This is a genomic window from Pseudomonas alloputida (assembly GCF_021283545.2).
In the GTDB taxonomy this organism is placed as follows: domain Bacteria; phylum Pseudomonadota; class Gammaproteobacteria; order Pseudomonadales; family Pseudomonadaceae; genus Aquipseudomonas; species Aquipseudomonas alloputida.
The window spans coordinates 4,368,161-4,390,837 of sequence record NZ_CP128540.1; the positions used below are offsets into that span (position 1 = coordinate 4,368,161).

Annotated in this window: 19 protein-coding genes, 1 tRNA gene and 1 pseudogene; 8 read left to right on the forward strand and 13 right to left on the reverse strand. The window is 62.5% G+C overall.

The genetic code is table 11. The annotated features are described in order from the left end of the window. Positions 1–42: 42 nt before the first annotated feature. The 4 genes from LU682_RS20260 to LU682_RS20275 all read right to left on the reverse strand — a co-directional run bounded on the left by LU682_RS20260 (position 43) and on the right by LU682_RS20275 (position 4,773). On the reverse strand, positions 43–294 hold the full coding sequence (locus tag LU682_RS20260) for a DUF1653 domain-containing protein (RefSeq protein ID WP_003248769.1): 252 nt from the start codon (positions 292–294) through the stop codon (positions 43–45). A 75-nt stretch (positions 295–369) separates the two neighbouring features. Then, positions 370–1,545, reverse strand: a complete 1,176-nt coding sequence (gene fadA / locus LU682_RS20265; RefSeq protein ID WP_010953128.1) for an acetyl-CoA C-acyltransferase FadA — start codon at positions 1,543–1,545, stop codon at positions 370–372. Positions 1,546–1,576: 31 nt separating this feature from the next. Further along, a complete protein-coding gene (gene fadB / locus LU682_RS20270) occupies positions 1,577–3,724 on the reverse strand; it encodes a fatty acid oxidation complex subunit alpha FadB (protein WP_010953127.1) in 2,148 nt (715 codons plus the stop codon). A 611-nt stretch (positions 3,725–4,335) separates the two neighbouring features. Continuing rightward, a complete protein-coding gene (locus LU682_RS20275) occupies positions 4,336–4,773 on the reverse strand; it encodes a hypothetical protein (RefSeq protein WP_003248762.1) in 438 nt (145 codons plus the stop codon). Between the two features lie 110 nt (positions 4,774–4,883). Between LU682_RS20275 and LU682_RS20280 the strand changes: the two genes are divergently transcribed. Then, positions 4,884–5,324 (forward strand): universal stress protein, encoded by a 441-nt coding sequence (locus LU682_RS20280; RefSeq protein ID WP_010953124.1) that lies wholly within the window; start codon positions 4,884–4,886, stop codon positions 5,322–5,324. Positions 5,325–5,431: 107 nt separating this feature from the next. On the opposite strand, the gene LU682_RS20285 is transcribed toward LU682_RS20280, so the two are convergent. Further along, on the reverse strand, positions 5,432–7,360 hold the full coding sequence (locus LU682_RS20285) for an ATP-binding cassette domain-containing protein (protein ID WP_003248759.1): 1,929 nt from the start codon (positions 7,358–7,360) through the stop codon (positions 5,432–5,434). Between the two features lie 220 nt (positions 7,361–7,580). On the opposite strand from LU682_RS20285, the gene LU682_RS20290 reads away from it, so the two are divergent. After that, positions 7,581–9,506: a transglycosylase SLT domain-containing protein gene (locus tag LU682_RS20290; protein ID WP_049587524.1), complete on the forward strand. Its 1,926-nt coding sequence runs from the start codon at positions 7,581–7,583 to the stop codon at positions 9,504–9,506. 112 nt (positions 9,507–9,618) lie between these two features. Here LU682_RS20290 and LU682_RS20295 read toward each other — a convergent pair whose 3' ends face one another. Together LU682_RS20295 and LU682_RS20300 are read right to left on the reverse strand one after the other, a co-directional pair. Then, complete coding sequence (locus tag LU682_RS20295) at positions 9,619–10,422, reverse strand: MOSC domain-containing protein (RefSeq protein ID WP_010953122.1); 804 nt, start codon at positions 10,420–10,422, stop codon at positions 9,619–9,621. A gap of 55 nt (positions 10,423–10,477) precedes the next feature. Beyond that, entirely contained in the window at positions 10,478–11,413 is a 936-nt protein-coding gene (locus tag LU682_RS20300; RefSeq protein WP_003248753.1) for a chemotaxis protein CheV, read from the reverse strand. Positions 11,414–11,764: 351 nt separating this feature from the next. On the opposite strand from LU682_RS20300, the gene LU682_RS20305 reads away from it, so the two are divergent. The 3 genes from LU682_RS20305 to LU682_RS20315 all read left to right on the forward strand — a co-directional run bounded on the left by LU682_RS20305 (position 11,765) and on the right by LU682_RS20315 (position 14,186). Beyond that, positions 11,765–12,274 (forward strand): hypothetical protein, encoded by a 510-nt coding sequence (locus tag LU682_RS20305; protein ID WP_049587522.1) that lies wholly within the window; start codon positions 11,765–11,767, stop codon positions 12,272–12,274. A 366-nt stretch (positions 12,275–12,640) separates the two neighbouring features. Next, positions 12,641–13,537: a sensor histidine kinase gene (locus LU682_RS20310; RefSeq protein ID WP_020192587.1), complete on the forward strand. Its 897-nt coding sequence runs from the start codon at positions 12,641–12,643 to the stop codon at positions 13,535–13,537. Continuing rightward, a complete protein-coding gene (locus LU682_RS20315) occupies positions 13,527–14,186 on the forward strand; it encodes a response regulator (RefSeq protein WP_010953120.1) in 660 nt (219 codons plus the stop codon). The genes LU682_RS20310 and LU682_RS20315 overlap by 11 nt, the downstream gene beginning before the upstream one ends. Here the strand turns inward: LU682_RS20315 and yegS are convergent. Continuing rightward, on the reverse strand, positions 14,170–15,057 hold the full coding sequence (gene yegS, locus LU682_RS20320; RefSeq protein WP_010953119.1) for a lipid kinase YegS: 888 nt from the start codon (positions 15,055–15,057) through the stop codon (positions 14,170–14,172). The two genes, LU682_RS20315 and yegS, sit on opposite strands and share 17 nt — an antisense overlap. A gap of 256 nt (positions 15,058–15,313) precedes the next feature. Here yegS and LU682_RS20325 point away from each other — a divergent pair, with 256 nt between their 5' ends. Further along, the gene (locus LU682_RS20325) at positions 15,314–16,561 is read left to right on the forward strand and encodes a glycosyltransferase family 4 protein (protein ID WP_010953118.1); all 1,248 of its coding nucleotides are present in this window, start codon (positions 15,314–15,316) and stop codon (positions 16,559–16,561) included. Here LU682_RS20325 and LU682_RS20330 read toward each other — a convergent pair. Both LU682_RS20330 and moaB read right to left on the reverse strand, forming a co-directional pair. Then, a complete protein-coding gene (locus LU682_RS20330; RefSeq protein ID WP_003248742.1) occupies positions 16,550–17,776 on the reverse strand; it encodes a molybdopterin molybdotransferase MoeA in 1,227 nt (408 codons plus the stop codon). The genes LU682_RS20325 and LU682_RS20330 overlap by 12 nt on opposite strands. Next, positions 17,760–18,299, reverse strand: coding sequence for a molybdenum cofactor biosynthesis protein B (gene moaB, locus LU682_RS20335; protein ID WP_010953117.1), 540 nt, complete (start codon positions 18,297–18,299; stop codon positions 17,760–17,762). Before moaB ends, LU682_RS20330 begins: the two co-directional genes overlap by 17 nt. A gap of 187 nt (positions 18,300–18,486) precedes the next feature. Here moaB and LU682_RS20340 point away from each other — a divergent pair, with 187 nt between their 5' ends. Further along, a complete protein-coding gene (locus LU682_RS20340; RefSeq protein ID WP_003248738.1) occupies positions 18,487–18,708 on the forward strand; it encodes a YgdI/YgdR family lipoprotein in 222 nt (73 codons plus the stop codon). Between the two features lie 80 nt (positions 18,709–18,788). Then, positions 18,789–18,865, forward strand: a tRNA-Pro gene (locus LU682_RS20345). 106 nt (positions 18,866–18,971) lie between these two features. Here the strand turns inward: LU682_RS20345 and LU682_RS30055 are convergent. The 3 genes and pseudogenes from LU682_RS30055 to LU682_RS20355 all read right to left on the reverse strand — a co-directional run bounded on the left by LU682_RS30055 (position 18,972) and on the right by LU682_RS20355 (position 22,523). Continuing rightward, complete coding sequence (locus LU682_RS30055; RefSeq protein ID WP_370688774.1) at positions 18,972–19,739, reverse strand: methyl-accepting chemotaxis protein; 768 nt, start codon at positions 19,737–19,739, stop codon at positions 18,972–18,974. A 165-nt stretch (positions 19,740–19,904) separates the two neighbouring features. Beyond that, positions 19,905–20,639: pseudogene (locus LU682_RS30060) on the reverse strand (methyl-accepting chemotaxis protein); the annotation flags it as partial. Between the two features lie 120 nt (positions 20,640–20,759). Continuing rightward, complete coding sequence (locus LU682_RS20355; RefSeq protein WP_010953115.1) at positions 20,760–22,523, reverse strand: ABC transporter transmembrane domain-containing protein; 1,764 nt, start codon at positions 22,521–22,523, stop codon at positions 20,760–20,762. Positions 22,524–22,677 lie beyond the last annotated feature (154 nt).

Genomic DNA, 22,677 nt, shown 5'->3' on the forward strand with positions numbered 1-22,677 from the left:
CGCTATATATAGTGGCAAAAGTGTGAGGTCAAGCTCGGACGATCACGCGTGCGACTTGCCCAGCAACCCGGGCAGCCCCTCTTCGGCCTTGACCAAAGCAAAGCGTGGCACCTGCTCGCCGTCAAATTCGACGGACTCCTGGAACATCGAAAGGGGACGCACCCAGAAGCTGTAATCACCATACAGGCATTGGTAGAACACCATCCACTCTTCGGTTTCGGAGTGCCGCGCAACACTGAAGACACGGTACTCAGGCCCTTTGTAATGCCGGTATACGCCTGGTTGTATCTGCATGTTGCACACCTCCTGAAAAAAACCTGAAAAAACAAAACCGGGGCACTAGGCCCCGGCTGCTGTCCCGCTACGCGATCAGACGCGTTCGAAGACAGTGGTGATACCTTGGCCCAGGCCGACGCACATGGTCGCAACACCCAGCGTACCGCCATTTTGCTTCATGACGTTGAGCAGGGTGCCGGAAATCCGCGCCCCGGAGCAACCGAACGGGTGGCCCAAAGCAATGGCGCCGCCGTGCAGGTTAACCTTCTCATCCATCTTGTCGAGCACTTTCAAGTCTTTCAGCACGGGCAGGGCCTGCGCAGCGAAGGCTTCGTTGAGCTCGATGAAGTCGATATCGGCCATGGTCAAGCCCGCACGCTTGAGGGCTTTCTGGGTCGATGGCACCGGGCCGTAGCCCATGATTGCCGGGTCGACACCGGCCACTGCCATCGAACGGATCACCGCCAATGGCTGGATACCGAGGTCCATGGCACGCTGACCGGACATGACGATCATGCACGAGGCGCCGTCGGTGATCTGCGACGAGGTACCGGCCGTGACCGTACCGCCTTTCGGGTTGAACGCAGGCTTGAGCGATGCCAGGCCTTCGAGGGTGGTTTCCGGGCGAATGGTTTCGTCGAAATCGAACACCTTCAGGAAGCCGTTCTCGTCGTAGCCCTGCATCGGGATGATCTCGTCCTTGAACTTGCCTTCGACCGTGGCCTTGTGGGCCAGCTGGTGCGAACGCAAGCCGAACAGGTCCTGCTGCTCACGGGTGATGCCGTGCATCTTGCCGAGCATTTCTGCAGTCAGGCCCATCATCCCGGAAGCCTTGGCGGCATGCAAGGACAGGTGCGGGTTGGGGTCTACGCCATGCATCATGCTGACGTGGCCCATGTGCTCCACGCCACCGACCACGAACACATCACCGTTACCGGTCATGATCGCCTGGGCGGCCGTGTGCAGCGCGCTCATGGACGAGCCGCACAGGCGGCTGACGGTCTGCGCCGCAGAGGTGTGCGGGATCGGGGTCATCAGCGAAGCCATGCGGGCGATGTTCCAGCCCTGCTCCAGGGTCTGGTTGACGCAGCCCCAGATCACGTCCTCGACTTCTTTCGGGTCGACCTTGCCGTTGCGTTCCAGCAGCTTGCTGATCAGGTGCGCCGACATGTCTTCGGCGCGGGTGTTGCGGTGCATGCCACCCTTGGAGCGGCCCATTGGCGTGCGACCGAAGTCGACAATCACCACGTCTCTTGGATTCAGGCTCATATCAAATCTCTCGCTCTAGCTCGTTGACCGCTCAGTTGAAGAAGCGCTGGCCGTTCTTGGCCATTTCACGCAGCTTGGCGGTCGGGTGGTACAGCGGCCCCAGGTCGGCATACTGATCGGCCAGGGCGACGAATTCGGCCACACCGATCGAGTCGATGTAACGCAGCGCACCACCGCGGAAGGGAGGGAAACCAATGCCGTAGACCAGGCCCATGTCGGCTTCGGCAGCGGTTTCGACGATGCCGTCTTCCAGGCAACGCACGGTCTCAAGGCACAGCGGGACCATCATCCAGTTGATGATGTCTTCGTCAGTGACTTCACGCTGCTCGAACACGATCGGTTTGAGCACGTCGAGCACGGTGGCATCGAAGACCTTCTTCGGCTTGCCGCGCTTGTCGGTTTCGTAGGCGTAGAAGCCCTTACCGTTCTTCTGGCCCAGGCGGTTGGCCTCGTACAACGCGTCGACTGCCGAGCGGCGCTCGTCCTTCATGCGATCCGGGAAGCCTTCGGCCATGACGTCACGGCCGTGGTGGCCGGTGTCGATGCCGACCACGTCCATCAAGTAGGCTGGGCCCATCGGCCAGCCGAACTTCTCCATGACCTTGTCGATGCGCACGAAGTCGACACCGGCGCTGACCAGCTTGGCAAAACCGCCAAAGTACGGGAACAGCACGCGGTTGACCAAAAAGCCCGGGCAGTCGTTGACCACGATCGGGTTCTTGCCCATTTTCTTGGCGTAGGCCACGGTGGTGGCGACCGCCACGTCACTGGACTTCTCGCCACGGATCACTTCAACCAGCGGCATCATGTGCACCGGGTTGAAGAAGTGCATGCCGACGAAGTTTTCCGGGCGCTTGAGCGCCTTGGCCAGCAGGTTGATGGAGATGGTAGAGGTGTTGGAAGCGAGGATCGCATCGTCCTTCACCTGGCCTTCCACTTCCGCCAGTACCGCTTGCTTGACCTTCGGGTTCTCGACCACAGCCTCGACGACGATGTCGACATTGGCGAAATCGCCATAGGACAGGGTCGGGCGAATGGCGTTGAGGGCCTCGGCCATCTTGGCCGGGGTCAGGCGGCCCTTCTCGACGCGGTTGCCAAGCAACTTGGAGGCCTCGTTCAGACCCAGCTGAATGGCTTCCTCGCGGATGTCCTTCATCAGGATCGGCGTACCTTTGACCGCCGACTGGTAGGCGATACCGCCGCCCATGATGCCGGCGCCGAGCACGGCGGCCTGCTTCACGTCGTGGGCGATCTCGTCATGCGCCTTGGCCTTGCGCTTGAGTTCCTGATCGTTGAGGAACAAGCCGATCAGGCTCTCGGCGACAGAGGTCTTGGCCAGCTTGGCAAAGCCTGCGGCTTCGACTTCCAGGGCCTTGTCGCGACCGAAGTTGGCGGCTTTCTGGATGCTCTTGATCGCTTCGACCGGGGCCGGGTAGTTCGGGCCGGCCTGGCCAGCGACGAAGCCCTTGGCAGTCTCGAAGGCCATCATCTGCTCGATGGCATTGAGCTTGAGCTTTTCCAGCTTCGGCTGGCGCTTGGCCTTGTAGTCCAGCTCGCCACTGATGGCACGCTTGATCAGGTCGAGGGCACCGGCCAGCAGCAGCTCAGGGGCGACCACGGCGTCGACGGCCCCCACTTTCAGGGCATCTTCGGCACGGTTTTCCTTGCCGGCGGCGATCCACTCGATGGCGTTGTCCGAGCCGATCAGGCGCGGCAGGCGCACGGTACCGCCAAAGCCCGGGTAGATACCCAGCTTGACTTCCGGCAGGCCGATCCTGGCGCTGGTGGACATGACCCGGTAGTCGGCCGCCAGGCACATTTCCAGGCCGCCGCCCAGCGCGATGCCGTTGATGGCGGCAACGGTCGGCACTTCGAGGTCTTCGAACGCGTTGAAGATGCGATTGGCTTCCAGGTTGCCAGCGACCAGTTCGGCCTCAGGCAGCTTGAAGTTGTCGACGAACTCGGTGATGTCGGCGCCGACGATGAACACGTCCTTGCCACTCCTGACGATCACGCCCTTGACCGAAGCATCGGCCCGGATGGCATCGACGGCCTGGCGCAGCTCGTTCAGGGTAAGGCGGTTGAACTTGTTGACGGACTCACCCTTGAGGTCGAACTTGAGCTCGACGATGCCACTTTCAAGAGCCTTAACCGTGATGGCTTTACCTTCGTAAATCATCAACTGATCTCCACGATATGGAAGCTGAACTGTACACGCCGATCGCTGCAGCAGAAGCAGGCCTAAGCTGCCTTGCCCCAGGCACACCCGTCAGCGCGCTAGTCGGAAGTATGGCTTGGCGTCATGACATACAAACGCTCAATTCATACGCCCGTTTGATTTGGGTGTGCACACATTCTCCGAAAAGATGGGCGTTGTCAAATGCTCACGAGCACGGCGAAAACGCGACTTTCCAGTCATTTTCTATCGTCCGGGTACAAAACATGATGACAGTGATCGCCGGTCATTCATGTCAGCGATTGACCACAAGCATCGGCTTATTGCTTTGCGCTTGCGCGAAGAGCCAAGGCGACTACACTGGCACTTGCTTGAATGAATAACCCGGCCTGCCTGGCCTTTTCTGCGCAGCAGAACGCAAAGCGGCGACTTGGCACCCCACCCCTTCAGGGTTATGCCGAGCCGCCGCTTTGTCGTTACAGAACAGATTGACCAGCCTGGATGCCCCCGTAGGAGCGGGTTTACCCGCGAAGCAGGCACCGCGGAGTTTGGCACCGGCTCTGCCAGTGTTCGCAGATGAATCCGCGCCTACAGGGGTCGCGTATGGGCGGCGCTCAAGCCAAGGTTTCGAGGGCGTAGGCAACATCCTGCAACACAGCAGTATCGCCACGTTCGGTCCAGTACAGGGCAATCATCCGCGCATCGGCCTCGACCTTGTACACACTCGCCGGCAAGCGCGACAACGCGCCCATGAAACGTGGGTCTTCGCAGGGCTCGCGCCACTGGTTCCACCACACTCCGGGGCTGACCTGCCAGAAGCTGAAGCTGTCCTCATGCCCACGGCGCCGGGCTCTGTGATACTGCGGGCAGGGGCTTGGCGGCTCCTTTTCCAGCCAGTGCGGCCACTGCTGCGGCGCCAGTTGCATGGCCAAACCCATGCGCCGCGCCTCCAGGCGCAACTTCATCTGCTCGCTCTGCTTGCGCGAGCTGCGCAGCCAGGAAAGCGGGCTGAGAATCAGCGCAAGGATTGACACCACCAGCAATACCGTCATATCAGTAGTTCCCATAAAGCGTTGCAAATGAGCTGGTTAGCCATTTTTCACGGTAGACCCGCCCTAAAGCGACCATACTTCTTCTATCGCGATTGTCAGGAGTACCGCTCATGCAATACGAACATTTGTTGGTCGCCGTCGACCTGACCGAAGAATGCGACCCGGTGATCAAGCGCGCCATGGCGCTGGCAGAGCCTTCGAAAGCCAAGGTATCCCTGGTGCACATCGTCGAGCCGATGGCCATGGCCTTCGGCGGTGACGTACCGATGGACCTGTCGCAGCTGCAACAGCAGCAGTTCGACCAGGCCAAGGAGCGCATGGACCGCCTGTTCAATAAATACCCGGCAATCAACCGCGGCGACTCGCACCTGACCTACGGCCAGCCTCGCCAGGAAATCCACCAGTTGGCCAAGGACCAGAAGTGCGACCTGATCGTTGTCGGCAGCCATGGCCGTCACGGCCTGGCATTGCTGCTGGGCTCCACGGCCAACGATGTGCTGCACGGTGCGCCGTGTGACGTGCTGGCGGTACGCTTGCTGAAGAAGGATTGACTGGACCTGAACCCGCCTCTTCGCGGGCCAGCCCGCGCCTGCAAGGGTATGGCAATCCCTGCAGGTGCGGCTTTACCCGCGAAGAGGCCGGAACAGGCTAACGCCAATCAGCCTTCCAGCTCAGCCCAGCGCTCCACCAATACATCCAGCTCGCCCTGCAGCTTCTCGATCCGCGCCAGCACCGCCGAAGTTTCTGCAATCGGCCGCTGATAGAAGCCCGCCGCATTCACTTCTTCCTGGGCTTCAGCCATACGCTGCTCCAGCTCATCGATCTGCCCCGGCAGCATCTCCAGCTCACGCTGCAGCTTGTAGCTCAGCTTCTTCTTCGAAGCGTCTTCCACCACCGGCGCCGCAACAGGCTCAGGCTTGGCCTCGACCTTCTCCACCACCGCACTGTTGAGCGCAGACTTACCGCCCTTGCTCTCGGTCACACCCAGCAGCTTCGGCGAGCCGCCCTGGCGAATCCAGTCCTCGTAACCGCCCACATACTCACGCACCTTGCCCTCGCCTTCGAACACCAGCGTGCTGGTCACGACGTTATCGAGGAAGGCCCGGTCGTGGCTGACCATCAGCACGGTGCCCTTGTAGTTGGACAGCACCTCTTCCAGCAGCTCGAGGGTTTCCACGTCCAGGTCGTTGGTCGGTTCGTCGAGCACCAGCAGGTTGGCCGGCTTGCTGAACAGCTTGGCCAGCAGCAGCCGCGCACGCTCACCACCTGACAGCGCCTTGACCGGCGTGCGCGCGCGCTGGGGGCTGAACAGGAAGTCGCCCAGGTAGCTCAGCACGTGGCGGTTCTGGCCATCGATCTCGATGAAATCACGGCCTTCAGCCAGGTTGTCGATTACGGTCTTTTCCAGGTCGAGCTGGTGGCGCATCTGGTCGAAATAGGCCACCTCAAGCTTGGTGCCGCGCTCCACTTTGCCCGCAGTGGGCTCAAGGTCGCCCAGCATCATCTTGAGCAACGTGGTCTTGCCAGTGCCGTTTGCGCCCAGCAGACCGATGCGATCCTGCCGCTGCAGGACCATGGAAAAGTCCTTGACCAGCAGGGGGCCGTCCGCGTGATGGAAGCTGACATTCTCCAGCACCATCACCTGCTTGCCGGATTTGTCCGCGGCTTCGATCTGGATGTTGGCCTTGCCCTGTCGTTCACGGCGCTCGCCACGCTCCACACGCAGGGCCTTCAGTGCACGCACGCGGCCTTCGTTGCGGGTACGGCGGGCCTTGATACCCTGGCGGATCCACACTTCTTCCTGGGCCAGGCGCTTGTCGAACAGCGCGTTGGCGGTTTCTTCAGCGGCCAGTGCGGCCTCCTTGTGCACCAGGAAGCTGGCGTAGTCACCGTTCCAGTCGATCAGGCCGCCGCGGTCCAGTTCGAGGATACGGGTGGCCAGGTTCTGCAGGAACGAACGGTCGTGGGTGATGAACAATACCGCGCCGTTGAAGCCACGCAAGGCCTCTTCGAGCCAGGCGATGGCACCGATGTCCAGGTGGTTGGTCGGTTCGTCGAGCAGCAGCAGGTCAGGCTCGGACACCAGCGCCTGGGCCAGCAGTACGCGGCGGCGCCAGCCACCGGACAGCTCGGCCAGGGTCTTGTCGGCCGGCAGCTGCAGGCGGCTGAGTGTGCTTTCCACCACCTGCTGCAGGCGCCAGCCGTCGCGGGCTTCCAGCTCGTGCTGGACGTGCATGAGTTTTTCCAGGTCTTCATCGCCCTGGATGTTCATGCTCAGGTGGTGGAACTGCGCCAGCAATTCGCCCACGCCGTCCAGACCAGCGGCTACCACGTCGAACACGGTGCGCTCGTCGGCCACCGGCAATTCCTGTGGCAACTCACCGATCTTCAGGCCAGGAGCACGCCAGATTTCACCGTCGTCGCCCTTCTGCTCGCCCTTGACCAGGCGCAGCATGCTCGACTTGCCGGTGCCGTTGCGGCCGATGATGCACACCCGCTCGCCACGAGCGATCTGCCAGGACACTTTGTCCAGCAGCGGCATGGCGCCGAATGCGAGGGACACATCGCTGAATTTGAGCAGGGTCATGTTCGTCTCCATAAATCGGGCGCGCATTCTACCTGACTTGGCCTTCGACGGCATCCGCCAGGCCAACCGGTAGGCACCTGGCGACATCTGGTCGAACTTAATATCCCGATACAAGCACAGTGCTTTCACCCACTGCCGGCAAACAGCTAAGCTAAGGCAATAGCTTTCAATAGTGCTGGCTCCGCCGACACTTCCCATGGTTCAACTGCCCGGACGTATCATGCGCAGCCGCCTGTTACATATCGCATCCTGCCTGCTGCTTACCGCTGCCACCTGCGCAGCGCAGGCCACCGACCTGACCCTGCAACGCCAGTACTATGACGAGGCCAAGCGAGCGCTGGCCAAAGGCGACAAAGGCCCGTACCTGCGCTATGCCCAGGCCTTGAGCGACTACCCGCTGACGCCCTACCTGGCCTACGACGAACTCACCGCCCGCCTGAAGAGTGCCAGCAACCAGGAAATCGAAGGTTTCCTGGCCAAGCATGGCGACCTGCCCCAGGCCAACTGGATGAAACTGCGCTGGTTGCGCTGGCTGGCAGAACGCGGCGAGTGGGATACGTTCGTCAAGTACTACGACCCCAAGCTCAACTTCACCGAACTGGACTGCCTCAACGGCCAATACCAGCTCAGCCACGGCCTGCGCGCCGAAGGTTACGCCACCGCCGACAAGCTGTGGAACGTCGGCAAATCGCAACCTGCCGCCTGCGACACACTGTTCGGCATGTGGGCAGCCGAAGGCCAGCTGACCGAGGCCAAGCGCTGGGAACGCACCAAGCTGGCCGCCCAGGCGCGCAACTACGGCCTGGCCAACACCCTGGTCAAGACCCTGACCACCCTCGGCCCGCAGGGGCGCCTGCTGATCGACGTCGCGCAGAAGCCCGAGCTGCTCAACCAGCCGTCGCGCTTTACCCCGGTCAACGAGGCCATGTCCGACGTGGTCAGCCTCGGCCTTCGTCGCCTGGCCCGGCAGAACCCGGAGCGGGCCATGGCACTGCTCGACGATTACGCCCAGCGCATGCACTTCTCGGGTGACGAAAAAGTGGCCATCGCCCGCGAAATCGGCCTGACCCTCGCACGCCGCTACGACCCACGCGCGCTCGACCTGATGACCCGCTATGACCCCCAGCTGCGCGACAACACCGTCAGCGAATGGCGCCTTCGCCTGCTGCTGCGCCTGGGCCGCTGGGAGGACGCCTACGAGTTGACCAAGCGCCTTCCCCAGGACCTGGCCAGCACCAGCCGCTGGAAGTACTGGCAGGCTCGCAGCCTGGAGCTGGCACAGCCAAACAACCCGCAGGTCCCGCTTCTTTACAAGGCCGCAGCGCGTGAGCGTGACTTCTATGGCTTCCTCGCCGCCGACCGGGCACAGACACCGTACCAGCTGAACAACAAGCCGCTGCTGCTGAGCCCACAACTGGTCAAGAAGGTTCGCAACACGCCCGGCATCCAGCGCGCACTGGAATTCCACGCCCGCGGCCAGATCGTCGACGGCCGCCGTGAGTGGTACCACGTCAGCCGCCACTTCACCCGTGACGAGATGGTTGCGCAGGCACGCCTGGGCTATGAGCTGCGTTGGTACTTCCCGGCTATCCGCACCATCAGCCAGGCCCGGTACTGGGACGACCTGGACATCCGCTTCCCCATGGCCCACCGCGACACGCTGGTGCGTGAAGCCAAGGTTCGCGGCCTGCATTCGAGCTGGGTATTCGCCATCACTCGCCAGGAAAGCGCCTTCATGGAGGACGCACGCTCACCCGTGGGCGCCAGCGGCCTGATGCAGCTGATGCCGGCCACCGCCAAGGAAACCGCACGCAAGTTCAGCATCCCGCTGGCCTCACCGGCGCAAGTGCTGAACCCGGACAAGAACATCCAGCTGGGTGCGGCCTACCTGAGCCAGGTACACAGCCAGTTCAACGGCAACCGGGTGCTGGCTTCGGCAGCCTACAACGCCGGGCCCGGGCGCGTGCGACAGTGGCTCAAAGGGGCCAAGCACCTGAGCTTCGATGTGTGGGTGGAGTCGATCCCGTTCGACGAAACGCGCCAGTATGTACAGAACGTGCTGTCGTATTCGGTGATCTACGGGCAGAAGCTGAATTCACCGCAGCCATTGGTGGATTGGCATGAACGGTATTTCGATGACATGTGATTGCTGTTGAGCCTGTACCGGCCTCTTCGCGGGTGAACCCGCTCCTACAAGAGTTTGAGCGGTCGTTGTAGGAGCGGGTTCACCCGCGAAGAGGCCGGCACAGGCAACACACCTATTCCAGGATTTCTACTTCCATCCCCACCTCCAGCCACCCACTGCCATCCACAGCCAGGTTCTGGCCGAACAGCACGTCGCCTTCTTTTTCGCGGAAAGTCTTCAGCGTAGCCATCGGCTCACGGTCAGCGCTACGCTCCCCGGTGACTGGATCGATGGTCGTGAAGATGCACCGCACACTGGGCTTGAGCACGCGAAACACCAAGCTGCCGATGCGAATCCGCTTCCAGCCATCCTCGGCAAACGGCTCCGCACCCTGCACCACCAGGTTGGGCCGAAAGCGCCGCATCGACATGGGCCGGCCAATACGCCGGTTAAGCTCGTCCAGCGAGCCCTGCCCAATCAGCAGCAAGGGGAAACCATCCGGAAACGCCGCACGGTCACTGTTCAAGCCGTAACCATTGGGCAGGTAACGCGCACGCTGCTCCGGGCAATGTACCAGGCGTACGGCTTTGCCCAGCAACTCACTCAACCAGGCCGCCGCGGCATCGCCAGCGTCCGGCACACGCAGGGTATCGCGCCAGATCGTCACACCGCGCAGGGCGTCATCGGCAGGCGGTACAGGCACCCGCAACGGCGCCTGTCCAGGGGCTTGCAGCAGCAACTGGCCGCTGTCGTCATCGCTCGCGTCGATCTGGCCAAGTTGTGGCCAGGCACGCTGGGTCAGGAAGCGTCCGTTTTCTTCCTCGACCACCATCCAGCGCCGGTCGCCTTGCAACCCCAGCAACCCCACCGGTGAGGCCTTCAGGCTTTGCGCCTGCCCCGACTTCACCGGGTATCGATACAACTCACTGAGAAACATCCCTGCTGCCTCGCTTCATGCCAAAAGCCAAGCTTATACCTGGCCGGTACAACGTTCACGCAGCGGTGGTATCCAGCAGCAGGCGCTGCTTGACCACATCGACCAGGCGATCAGGCTGGAACTTGGAAAGGAAGTTGTCACAGCCCACCTTCTTGACCATGGATTCGTTGAAACTGCCCGACAGCGAGGTGTGCAGCACCACATAGAGCTGGCGCAGACGAGCATCGCTGCGGATCTCGGTGGTCAGCCGATAGCCGTCCATTTCCGGCATTTCTGCATCGGTGAACACCATCAGCAGCTTTTCGCACACGTCTTCACCGGCGTCGGCCCAGCCCTTGAGCATGCGCAGCGCCTTCAGGCCATCACTGGCCACATGCAGCTTCATGCCCAGCTGGGACAAGGTATCGCGCAATTGCGCCAAGGCCACACTGGAGTCGTCCACCAGCAGCACTTCGCGGCCGCGGGCCCGGGCCAGCACTGGGTCGGCGAGCTTGTCGCCAGAAACCCGGGCGTTGTAGGGCACGATTTCGGCCAGCACCTTTTCCACGTCGATCACCTCCACCAGCTTCTCATCGACCTTGGTGATGGCAGTCAGGTAGTGCTGGCGACCGGCACTGGAAGGCGGCGGCATGATCGACTCCCAGTTCATGTTGACGATGCGGTCGACACCGCCTACCAGGAAGGCCTGCACCGAGCGGTTGTATTCGGTGACGATGATGGTGCTGTCCGGCCCCGGCTGTAGCGGGCGCATACCGATCGCCTGGGACAGGTCGATCACCGGCAGGGTCTGCCCGCGCAGGTTGACCACACCGCAGACATAGGCGTGGCGCTGGGGCATCAGGGTCAGCTTGGGCAGTTGCAGTACTTCCTGCACCTTGAACACGTTGATCGCGAACAGCTGGCGACCGGCCAGGCGAAACATCAGAATTTCCAGGCGGTTCTCACCCACCAGTTGCGTGCGTTGGTCTACCGTGTCGAGAATGCCAGCCATTGGAAAGCCCCCAGGCTTGAGTCGTAAAAGGTGAAATCATCTACCCTGTATCGGCGGCTTCACGCACACCTTGACCCTTGCGGGAAAATGCCGCGCGGATGATTGATATCACTTTACCATCATGCTTTACTGCCGACACGCCGGGGCAAATCAGGGGCACGACAAAAGTTCCCTACCCTAGCCCTTGATCAGGGAAACCCTTAGCAGCAATCGGGTGCAACCTGATGTTCGCGATATCCTTTAGCCATTAATGTGACGCCATTCTCATTGCATGAATGGAGTCAGGCTTTTGCTAGCTATCGTTTCGGCGTGCCCGCCCCCTGCGCCTACCCCACGCGCGGGGACTTGATGATGGACACTGCCTTATCGTTCGATGACGCCCTGCAGGGCTTTCTGCTGGATGCCCAGGTACTGCTGACCCAGGCCCAGGAATGCCTGCAGCATCTGGAGCTTATAGACAATGACCCGGATGCCTGCAGTTGCCTGAACAACACCCTCGACACTATCGCCCGTCAAGCTACGCGCCTGGGCCTGCGTGAAGTTGCCCACTACACCACCTCCCTGCAACAGTTGCTCGCCCCGGCCTGTCACGGTGGTTGCCTGCAGCGTGAAGCCTTACCCGCGATAGGGGCGTGCCTGACCTTGCTGGCCTGGCAGTTGGAGCTGGTCGATAGCCGTACAGGGCGACTGAACCTGGACATCGGTGAGCAACTGGTGCTGCTGGGTGAACTGGCCAAGGTCGTACAACCCCCCTTTGCGCCAGCCTGTGCGTCCTGCGATGAAGAAGGCAATGCGTGCATTCACCCGCACAATGACGCGGCAACCAGCGCCCTCCCCAACCGCTCTAACCGCATGCATTAACCTGGCGCAAAGTGCAACTAAGCAACTTTATTGAAACCCGACCATGGTCGAACTTTGAAAGTTCACCAGGCTTTCGGTGCATGCCGTTGAATCATTGCCGCGCTAGTTACAGCACAAGTGGGTACAGCGCGATTAAAGGGTGGCACTTTGCTACCCGAAAGCGCCCGACCAGTAGGCGTTTCAACGCGTTACCCGGCCGCGACCGATGCAATGCAAAGTGGTAATATGCGCCCCCACAAACGCTTGCAACCGGAACAACGGGGGCAAGAATACGTGTTCAAAAAAACAACGAAAGTACTGCGCCAAAGCCTCTGAGCAGCATTGTGCAAGGCCTCCATCAGCAATACTTCAGTGGCCTCCCTACCTATGTTTCCACGCTTGAAGACTTCTTTGCATTGCTGCTCCCGCGCCGCCGTGCTGCGCTGGGCAACGGTCGGGCTGTGCGTGGCCTCACTGATTGCCAACATGGCGCTGTACCTGGCCAACCAGGCAATCCCGGCCAGCCTGCTGGTGCTGCAGTTGGTCGCCACGCTGGGTGCTGTTGTACAACTGGGCCTGGGCGCCAGGTCGATCCACCTGCGCCCGGCCGAGCTGGCCGAGCGCATGCTCAAGGTGCAAGAAGACGAGCGCCAGCATCTGGGCCGGGAACTGCACGACGACATCGGTCAACTGCTCACCGCTGCCAAGCTGCAACTGCAGTGGCTGCAACGGCGCATGCCCGACGAGTTGCAGGGGCACTGCGACGCCCTGCGCAGCACGCTGGATGACACCCTCGGTAACGTGCGCGATGTTTCCGCGCTGCTCAACCCACGGCAGTTGGCCAGCCTTGGCCTGGAAGCCAGCCTGCGCGCACACCTGGTACGCACCCTGGCCACCAGCGGCGTGCACTGGAGCCTGGCGTGCAACCAGCGCCTGGGCGGCATCGACGAAGCCGTGGCCATGGCGGTGTTCCGTATTACCCAGGAGGCAGTGACCAACATGCTGCGCCACGCCCAGGCACACAACCTGGTCATCCGCCTGCAACGCACCCCTGAAGGGCTGTCGTTGTCGATCCAGGACGATGGTCGTGGTTTCGCCCCTGCCCGGCACCCGGCCGAGGCCGGTCAGCGCGGCCTGGCCGGCATGCAGGAGCGGGTAATCGCGCTGCAGGGCAGCCTCGACATCACCAGTCAGCCTGGCCGAGGCACGCAGATCGAAGCGATGTTCCCGTGGTCCCCGCGCACCCAGCAACGCGCCAGGAGTATTACCAACCATGACCTGTAGACTACTGCTGGTAGATGACCACTCGCTGATCCGCGCCGGGGTGCGGGCACTGGTCTGCGATATCCCCGGCTATGACGTGGTCGGCGAAGCCGACGACGGCAACCAGCTACTCGACCAGGTACGCACACTGGCGCCCGACATCATCTTGCTGGACATCTCCATGCGTTCGACCAGCGGCCTGGACGCCCTTACCCAACTGCGGGCCAGCGGCAGTACCTGCAAAGTGCTGATCCTGTCCATGCACACTGACCCGGACCTGATCATGCGGGCCCTGGAAAGCGGCGCCCACGGCTACCTGCTCAAGGACACCAGCGCCACCGAGCTGGAACAGGCGCTGGGTGCCGTACGCCACGGTGAGCGCTACCTCAGCCCGGCCATCGCCCACACCGTCATCAACCAGGCGCTGCGGCACACCAAACAAGGCAAGCCGAGCGCTGGCGAACGGCATAATCTGACGTCACGGCAACTTGAGATCCTGCGCCTGATCGTGCGCGGCAAGTCCACCCGGGAGATCGCTGCGGGCCTGGGCCTGTCCATCAAGACCGTGGAAACTCACCGCTCGCAAATCATGAAGCGCCTGCAGATTCACGACGTAGCCGGCCTGGTGCTGTTCGCCGTACGCGAAAAAATCATCAGCCTGGATGACTGAGCAACGGTGACCCGGCCGGCAGGTGCAGGTGCAACGCCGCCGGCCTTGCCTGAAAGCGCAGGTTGGCAGCCTGCAACGGCTCGCCATCGAGGTTGATGTCCAACCCTTGCGAACTCTTGATCTCGACCCATGGCAACCTGGCCCGAACGAACAGGCCGTCACCGCCCAACAGGTCCCGCAGAGCCCCCACCACTTCCTGTGGTGCAGGCAGAATAGCGACGTCAAGCAAACCGTCGTTGACCATGGCTTCGGGGCACAGCACCTGCCCGCCCCCAGCCTGTCGGCCATTGCCGATACCCAGCGCCAGCAAATCTCCTTGCCAATGGAAGCCTGGCCCCTGTAGCTCTACCGAAGCCGCCTGTAGCTCACTGAAGCGGGATAACCCGGTGAACAGGTAGGCGGCAGCGCCCAGCACTTTCTTGAGGTCTTCGGAGGTATTGGCGGTGACCTGGCTGCCAAAGCCACCCGTGGCCATGTTGAGGAACAACTGATCGCCAGCCTGCCCCAGGTCTATCGGTTGTGGCGCGACATTCAGCAAGGCCAGCGCCGATGCCGGCTCCAAGGGGATGCCAGCGGCTTTGGCAAAATCGTTGGCCGTACCCAAGGGCAACAAGGCCAGGCTGGCCTGGGTAGCGGCCAGGCCCATGGCCTCGGCCACATCACGCAACGTGCCGTCCCCGCCACCGGCGACGATATGGCTGTAGCCCGCTGCCAGTGCCTCGGCGACCAGCCGTTGGGCGTCGCCCGCCTCCCAGGTAACCCGTACATCCAGCACCCAGCCGCTATCGCGCAGGTCGCCCACGGCGCTGCGCACGTCTTCGTTCATCGCCTGCTTGCCGTGCAGCACCAGCATTGCCTTGCGCCCTTGCATGTGCGCGTCTCCGTAAAATGGACCACCCCCTATCTCGACCACTGGCCTGCCCGGATCGTTGCATGGCCTGGAAAAAACATTGGGCCGGCGCCAGGCCTGCAACTGATCGCATCGCCGGTCATTTTTTCCACACTTGGCAATCCCGGCTATGCTCAGCAAATACCCCTATTGCCATGGACGCGCCCGGCAGTGGCTCCCCCACTGCTGTCAACGGGCGCGTTTTGCTATCTGCAGCCTTTTGCGAGGACTTTGGGTCATGCGCATTCTCTGGACACTGCCCTACCTGCCTTGGCCGACCACCAGCGGCCACAAGACCCGGCAATACCATCTGCTGCGCGCACTGGCCCAGCGCGGCCACCGGATTACCCTGCTGGTGCAGTCGAAGATCCCTCTCTGCGACGCAGCTCGTGAGGCCCTCGAGCCACTCCTCGAACGCCTGATCGTGCTACCCCGCAGGCCGCTGCACAGCCCACTCAACCTGCTGGCTTCCCCCATCATCGACTACCCCATGCGGGCAATCATCAATGGCCTGGCACCTTGCCTGCGGCACCGGTTCGAGCAACTGCTGGACGAACCCTGGGACGTGATCCAGATCGAGCACAGCTACAGCTTCCAGCCGTTCGAAAAAGCCCTGCAGGCTCGCAGGCTGCCCTTCATGCTTAGCGAGCACACCCTGGAGTCGGTAATGGGCGGTGCCTGCCACGATCGCCTGCCGCTGTGGCTGCGCCCGCTCAACGCCTTCGACCGCTGGCGCTACCGGCGCTGGGAGCACCGTGTGCTGCGCCAGCCCACCGAACTGGTGGCTGTCAGCGCCCACGATGCCGAGCTGATCGCGCAGATCAGTGGGCGCCCGGTGAATGTGGTGGTCAACGGCGTGGACTGTGATTTCTACCAGCAGGTGCAACCTGCGCTGCACAGCCAGCGTCTGTTGTTCGTCGGCAATTTCGAATACGGCGCCAATCTGGAGGCCATCGAGTGGGCACTGGACGACATCATGCCGAAGGTGTGGATGAGCAACCCGGCGGTGCGCCTGGCGATTGCCGGGCACGCCATGCCGGCCAACTGGAAGCTTCACTGGAACGACCCACGCATTGAATGGTTCGGCTACCGCCCCGACCTGCGTGAACTGCAACGACGTTCCGCGCTGTTCTTTGCCCCCTTGCGCTATGCCGGTGGCTCGAAGGTGAAAATCCTCGAAGCGATGGCCGCCGGCTTACCCGTGATCACCACCGACAAGGGCGTTTCAGGCCTGACCGTGAACAACGGCGAACACTACTTGGGCAGTGACGACGGTGATCAACTGGCATTGCTGATCACCCAGCTGCTCAATCAGCCCTGGCGCATGAGCCAGTTGAGCGATGCCGGGCGCCAGTTTGCCCGCCAGCGCCACGACTGGAGCGTGGCTGCCCAACAACTGGAGAATGTGCACATACGCCTGACCCAGGCGGCACCGGACGAGGCCGCGCCGCTGGCCAGTGCCTGGCTGGGCCGCTCAGCCAAGTAGCTCGCTGAAGGGGATGAATGGCACGATGTCGCCCTGCTTCGGCGTGCTGCCTTCACGCACTTCCACCAGGCCCTCCGCCCAGGCTGCGCTGCGCAGCACACCCGAGCTCTGGTTCTTGTAGATGCGCACGCGGCCCTGTTCGATGCGCGCGCGCAGGTATTCGCGGCGCGTACCCGGCTTGGGCCAGTCAAACCCGGCCGGCATGTCGAACCGCAACGGCGTGACGTCAATCACACCCTGACGACGCAGCAGGTAGGGCCTGGTCAGCAGACCGAAGGTGACCAAGGTCGAGGCCGGGTTACCCGGCAAGCCAATCACCGGCACGCCCTGGAAGTGGCCGAAGGTCAGCGGCTTGCCCGGTTTGATCGCCAGCTTCCACAACGCCAGTTCGCCGGCCTCGCGCAGGGCGGCACCGAGGTAGTCGGCCTCGCCCACCGAGACGCCTCCGGTGGACAGAATCAGGTCTACGCCACCCAGTTCAGCCAGGCAGGCGCGAGTGCGGGCCAGGTCATCCGGCAGGATGCCGGCATCGACCACTTCGCAACCCAGCCGCTGCAACCAGCTGACCAGCAGCCTGCGATTGCTGTTGTAGATCTGCCCAGGCCCGAGCGGCAGGCCTGGCTCGACCAGTTCGTCGCCGGTGGACAGCACCGCCACTTTTACCTTGCGCACCACGTCCAGACGGCCATGCCCCAAGGTCGCCGCCAGGCCCAGTTCGATCGGCCCAAGGCGGGTGCCGGCGCTCATCACCTGCTCGCCCTTGCGGGTCTCCTGACCTTGAGGGCGTATGTTCTGCTCGGTGCGCAACGCTTCGAGAAAGCGCACCCGGCCATCTTCGAGTACTTCGGTGTTTTCCTGCATCTCGACGCAGTCGGCCCCCTCCGGCACAGGCGCGCCGGTGAAGATCCGCGCGCAGGTACCCGGTTGCAGCGGCTGGGGCGCATGGCCGGCGAAAATACGCTGGCTGACCGGCAGCGGCTGGCCCTGCCAGTCAGCCAGGCGCAAGGCATAACCGTCCATGGCGCTGTTCGGCCAGGGCGGCAGGTCGAGCGAGGCCACCAGGTCGGTGGCCAGCACGCGGCCCTCGGCTTCGGCCAGCGGCAGGTTTTCGGTCTCGCGGATCGGTGCAGCTTCGGCCAGCGCCAGCAGTTGCTCCAGCGCCTGTTCCACCGGCATCAGCGGCCGGGCCTGGCTGACCTCAGCCACGGCTGTCACAGGCCGCTGCCTGCTTCAGGTGCGCCACGAAGTTGCAAGGGCGATGACGGGCATCGAGCTGCTCGGCCAGGATGCCATCCCAACCGGTACGCACAGCGTTGGTGGAGCCTGGCAGGCAGCACACCAGCGTGCCGTTGGCCAGCCCGGCCAAGGCACGCGACTGCACGGTGGAGGTGCCAATGTCGGCCACGGAAATCTGCCGGAACAGCTCACCAAAGCCGTCTACTTGCTTGTCCAGCAGGCAGGCCACCGCCTCGGGGGTGCTGTCGCGACCAGTAAACCCGGTACCGCCGGTAATCAGCACCACTTGCACGTTGTCATCGGCGATCCATGTGGCGACCTGGGCCCGGATCTTGTACAGGTCATCCTTGAGCAGCACACGCTCGGCAAGGCGGTGACCGGCGGCGCTCAGGCGGTCGACGAACATCTGGCCAGAGGTGTCGGTGTCGAAGGTACGGGTGTCGCTGACCGTGAGCACGGCGATGTTCAGCGCCACGAAGGGGGTATCTGCCTTGGCTTTCATGGGTGTCCGTCACAACAGGATGAGATGGACGCAGTTATATCACAGCGCACCTTTTCCAGCGTTGCCCCCCTCAGCCTTGCCTTGGGTCAAGAGAACGAATTAATCGCTATGCTGCACTTGGAGTGAACTTGCACTAACGTCCTGCGTCATAAATGTCATCTAGCACCATCGCACTTGGAGAAACACGATGATCAAACGGACCCTACCCGCCTTCCTGCTTGCCTTGGGTTTGGGCGCCCTTGCTGGCTGCTCGACCCCAACCGTCATTACCCTGAACGATGGCCGGGAGATCCAGGCAACCGACAAACCGTCCTACGATGAAGACTCTGGCTTCTATGAATTCGAGCAACTCGACGGCAAGCGCACACGCCTGAACAAGGACCAGATCCGCACCGTCAAAGAGCTCTGATCAAGGCCCCGTTCAGGCTATGGCCCTTTAAACAACAAGGGCTTGCGAGCAAAAACGGGATGCAGTAGGATTTTGTTCATCGGAGTGTAGCGCAGCCAGGTAGCGCGTCTCGTTCGGGACGAGAAGGCCGCAGGTTCGAATCCTGTCTCTCCGACCAAATCCTTGTCACAAAGCCCGCCATGTGCGGGCTTTGTGTTGTGTGCGAAAAATACGTCAGTGCGCGGCTTCAGCCTCTATGGCACCTGCAACTCCTGCAGACCGAGTCAGGCACTCAGGCGGGAGGTGACTTCGCCCAACTGCCCTGACAAACCATGCAGGCGCTGCCCCGCCTGCTCGGTATGCTGCACCGCTTCCTGGTTGGCCGTGGCAATTCGGGTAATTTCGATCAGGTTGCGCGAGATATCTTCGGCCACGCTGGTCTGCTCCTCGGCCGCTGTGGCGATCTGCCGGTTCATGTCGCGGATCGCTTCCACCGCCTGCGTGATACGTTGCAGCATCTGCCCGGCCTGCTCGACTTGCTCAGCCCCTTCCTGGCTACGTTGCTGGCCACTTTCGATGGCCTTGACCGCCTCCACAGCCCCTGACTGTACCGCTTCGATGATCTGGTGAATTTCTGCAATCGACGCTGCCGTGCGCTGGGCCAGGCTACGCACTTCATCGGCGACCACCGCAAAACCACGCCCGGCTTCGCCAGCACGGGCCGCTTCGATGGCCGCGTTAAGCGCCAGCAGGTTGGTCTGTTCAGCAATGCCGCGGATCACTTCCAGCACTTTGCCTATCCGTGTGCTGTCATGCTCCAGATCGCGAATTACCGTTGCCGTGCCGGCGATTTCGCGGTTGACCAGCCCGATGATGTCGATGGTCTGCTGCATCACCTGCTCGCCGGCCTGGGCGCTGTGGTCGGCGTCATCGGCCGCGCGGGCCGCCTCGGCAGCGTGGCGAGCGACCTCTTGGGCAGTGGCGGACATTTCGTGCATGGCCGTGGCTACCTGGTCGGTACGCTGGAACTGGTCATGAGTACCGCGGGCCATGTCACCGGCAATACTGCGCAACTGGCCGCTGGCACCTTCCAGCTCCTGAGCGTTGTCCTGCAGCCGGCCGACGGTATCGGCAAGGAAGTCACGCAGGGTGTTGGCCGCCCGCGCCAGGCGCCCCAGCTCATCCTCCCGACGGCTGTCGACCCGGGCAGCAAAGCTGCCTTGGCTGAGCTGCGCGACGTACTCGATCAACTGGCGGATCGGCTCGATCAGGCTACGGTTGACCAGCCACAGGCTGAGCAGCCCCACCAGCACCGCTGAAGCCAGCATCACCAGCAGGCCCAACCATACCGTGCGCTCGGCACTGGCATTGATGCTGGCTGCACGCTGGCGAGCATCGGCGCGCAGTTGCTCGACCAGTTCGCTCATTTGCTCACTGGCGGCACGGTCCACGCCTTTGACCGCCCGGTCGCCCGCTACCGGGTCGCCGCCTGCCGCCAGGAACGCCTGGCGGCCTTGTGCATAGGCCTGGCCCAACTGGCGGTGGCTGTCGCGCAATTGCTGCAGCGACGCCTTGAGCCTGGCATCGCTGTTGTCGATCAATTGCCCGAGCAGTTGTTGAACTTGCTGTTCTCGGGCCTGGAACTGCTGCCAGTACTTGTCCATTTCCGCAGGCTGGCGCCCTCGCAACAGCACGTTCTTCCATTCCTGCACCTGGATCTTGAACTGCAGGTTGGCTTCGTCAATCAATTGCGAGGCCCGCAGCGGCCCGTCGACCAGCTCGGCGTAGCCACGCACGCTGGACGACAGGAACTGGAAACACACCAGGGCGATCAGCAGCATCGCCAGCACACTGCCGCCGAGCAGCGAGAGAATTTGCACTCTGAGGGATTTACGCAACATCGAGGGTCTCGGAACCAGAGGGAGTAGGCTGAGGCCGCTGTACAGCCTCATTACTGGCAGGCCAAAAAAAAGCTGCCATCACGCAATGGCAGCCAGGTCGAGCACTTACGCAACAGTTGAGGCAAATCTTCTCAGGCAATTACTACAGAAATGTTACAAGGCCACGACACGCTAGCCCGTGGTGAATTGCAGCGCTGCCAGCCGCGCATACAACGGGCTGTCCTCAATCAACTGACGGTGGGTGCCCACCGCCACCAGCCGGCCCTGGTCGATGACCGCGATGCGCTCGGCATGCTGTACCGTGGCCAGGCGATGGGCGATCACCAGCGTGGTACGGCCGGCCATCAGGCTGGGCAGCGCTTGCTGGATCAAGTATTCACTTTGTGCATCAAGGGCACTGGTGGCTTCGTCCAGCAACAGGATCGGCGCATCGACCAGCAAGGCCCGGGCAATCGCCAGGCGCTGGCGTTGCCCGCCGGAAAGGCCGATGCCGCCCTCCCCCAGCGGGGTCTGGTAGCCTTGGGGCAATTGCCGGATGAATTCGTCGGCATGGGCGCCGCGGGCTGCTGCTTCGACTTCAGCCAAGGTCGCCTCGGGCCGGCCATAACGAATGTTGGCCTCCACCGTGCCACGGAACAGCGAGGGGTTTTGTGCCACCAAAGCGAACTGCCGGCGTAGCTGGTCGGGATCAAAGTCGGTAACCGGCTGACCATCGAGCAGGATGCGCCCTTGCTGTGGGTCGTAAAAGCGCAGCAACAGATCGAACAGGGTCGACTTGCCTGCCCCGGAAGGGCCTACCAGGGCGACGGTCTGCCCGGGTTCGATGGTCAGGCTCAGGCCGTCGACAGCTGCCACCGTGGGCCGTGAAGGGTAAGCGAACACGACCTGTTGCAGCTCGATATGACCGCTGGCCCGCGGCTGCGGCAGCACCTGCGCCACGTCGGGGGGCAGGATGGCACTGCGCGCGGCCAACAGTTCGGCAATGCGCTCGGCTGCACCCGCGGCCCGTTGCAGCTCGCCGATCACCTCACTGAGGGTACCGAAGGCGCTGCCGACGATCAGGCTGTAGAACACGAATGCTGCCAGCTCGCCTGCGGATATACGCCCGGCGATCACATCCATGCCGCCGACCCACAGCATCACCCCCACCGCCCCCAACACCAGCACGATCACCAGGGTAATCAGCCAGGCACGCTGTGTAATCCGCTTGCGGGCAACAGTAAACGCTGCTTCGACCGTATCGGCGAACAGTTCGCGGTCGTGCGCCTGGTGGTTGTAGGCCTGCACGGTCTTGATCTGCCCCAGCGTCTCAGCCACGTAGCTGCCCACATCGGCGACTCTGTCCTGGCTCTGCCGCGACAGGCTGCGCACCCGACGGCCGAACAACAGGATCGGTGCCAACACCAGCGGCAGCGTTACCACCACGATGCTGGTGAGCTTGGGGTTGGTGATGAACAGCAATACCACACCGCCAATGACCATCAGCGCGTTGCGCAGGAACATCGACAGCGATGAACCGATCACTGATTGCAGCAAGGTGGTGTCCGCAGTCAGCCGAGACTGGATCTCGGAGCTGCGGTTGTCCTCGAAAAAACCTGGGTGCAGGCCGATCAGGTGATCGAAGACCGCACGACGGATATCGGCCACACAACGCTCGCCAATCCACGACACCAGATAGAAACGGCTGAAGGTACCCACCGCCAGCGCCAGCACCAGCAGCAGGAACAGCCCGATGGTCTGATTGAGCTGGTGCGCGGAGCGGGTCATGAAGCCTTGATCCACCAGCAGGCGGATACCTTGGCCCATCGACAGGGTGATGGCAGCGGTGACCACCAGCGCCAGCAATGCCAGCAGCACCTGGCGGCGATAAGGGCGAACGAACTGCCAGGCCAGGCGCAAGGCACGGCGTTGGCGCAGGGAAACCGATTCGGGCATGGCGACGACCACAAAGGGTGGGGAAGCGGCAGCCTACCACTCATCCCGGTCGGGAGACTGCATGAAGGTTGCTATAACGCATCGATCTAACCAGCTTATGGAGCTTTCACAGGGTTTCTGCTGGACTGTTGCTGCCGTGACCCGGAAGCTGTCA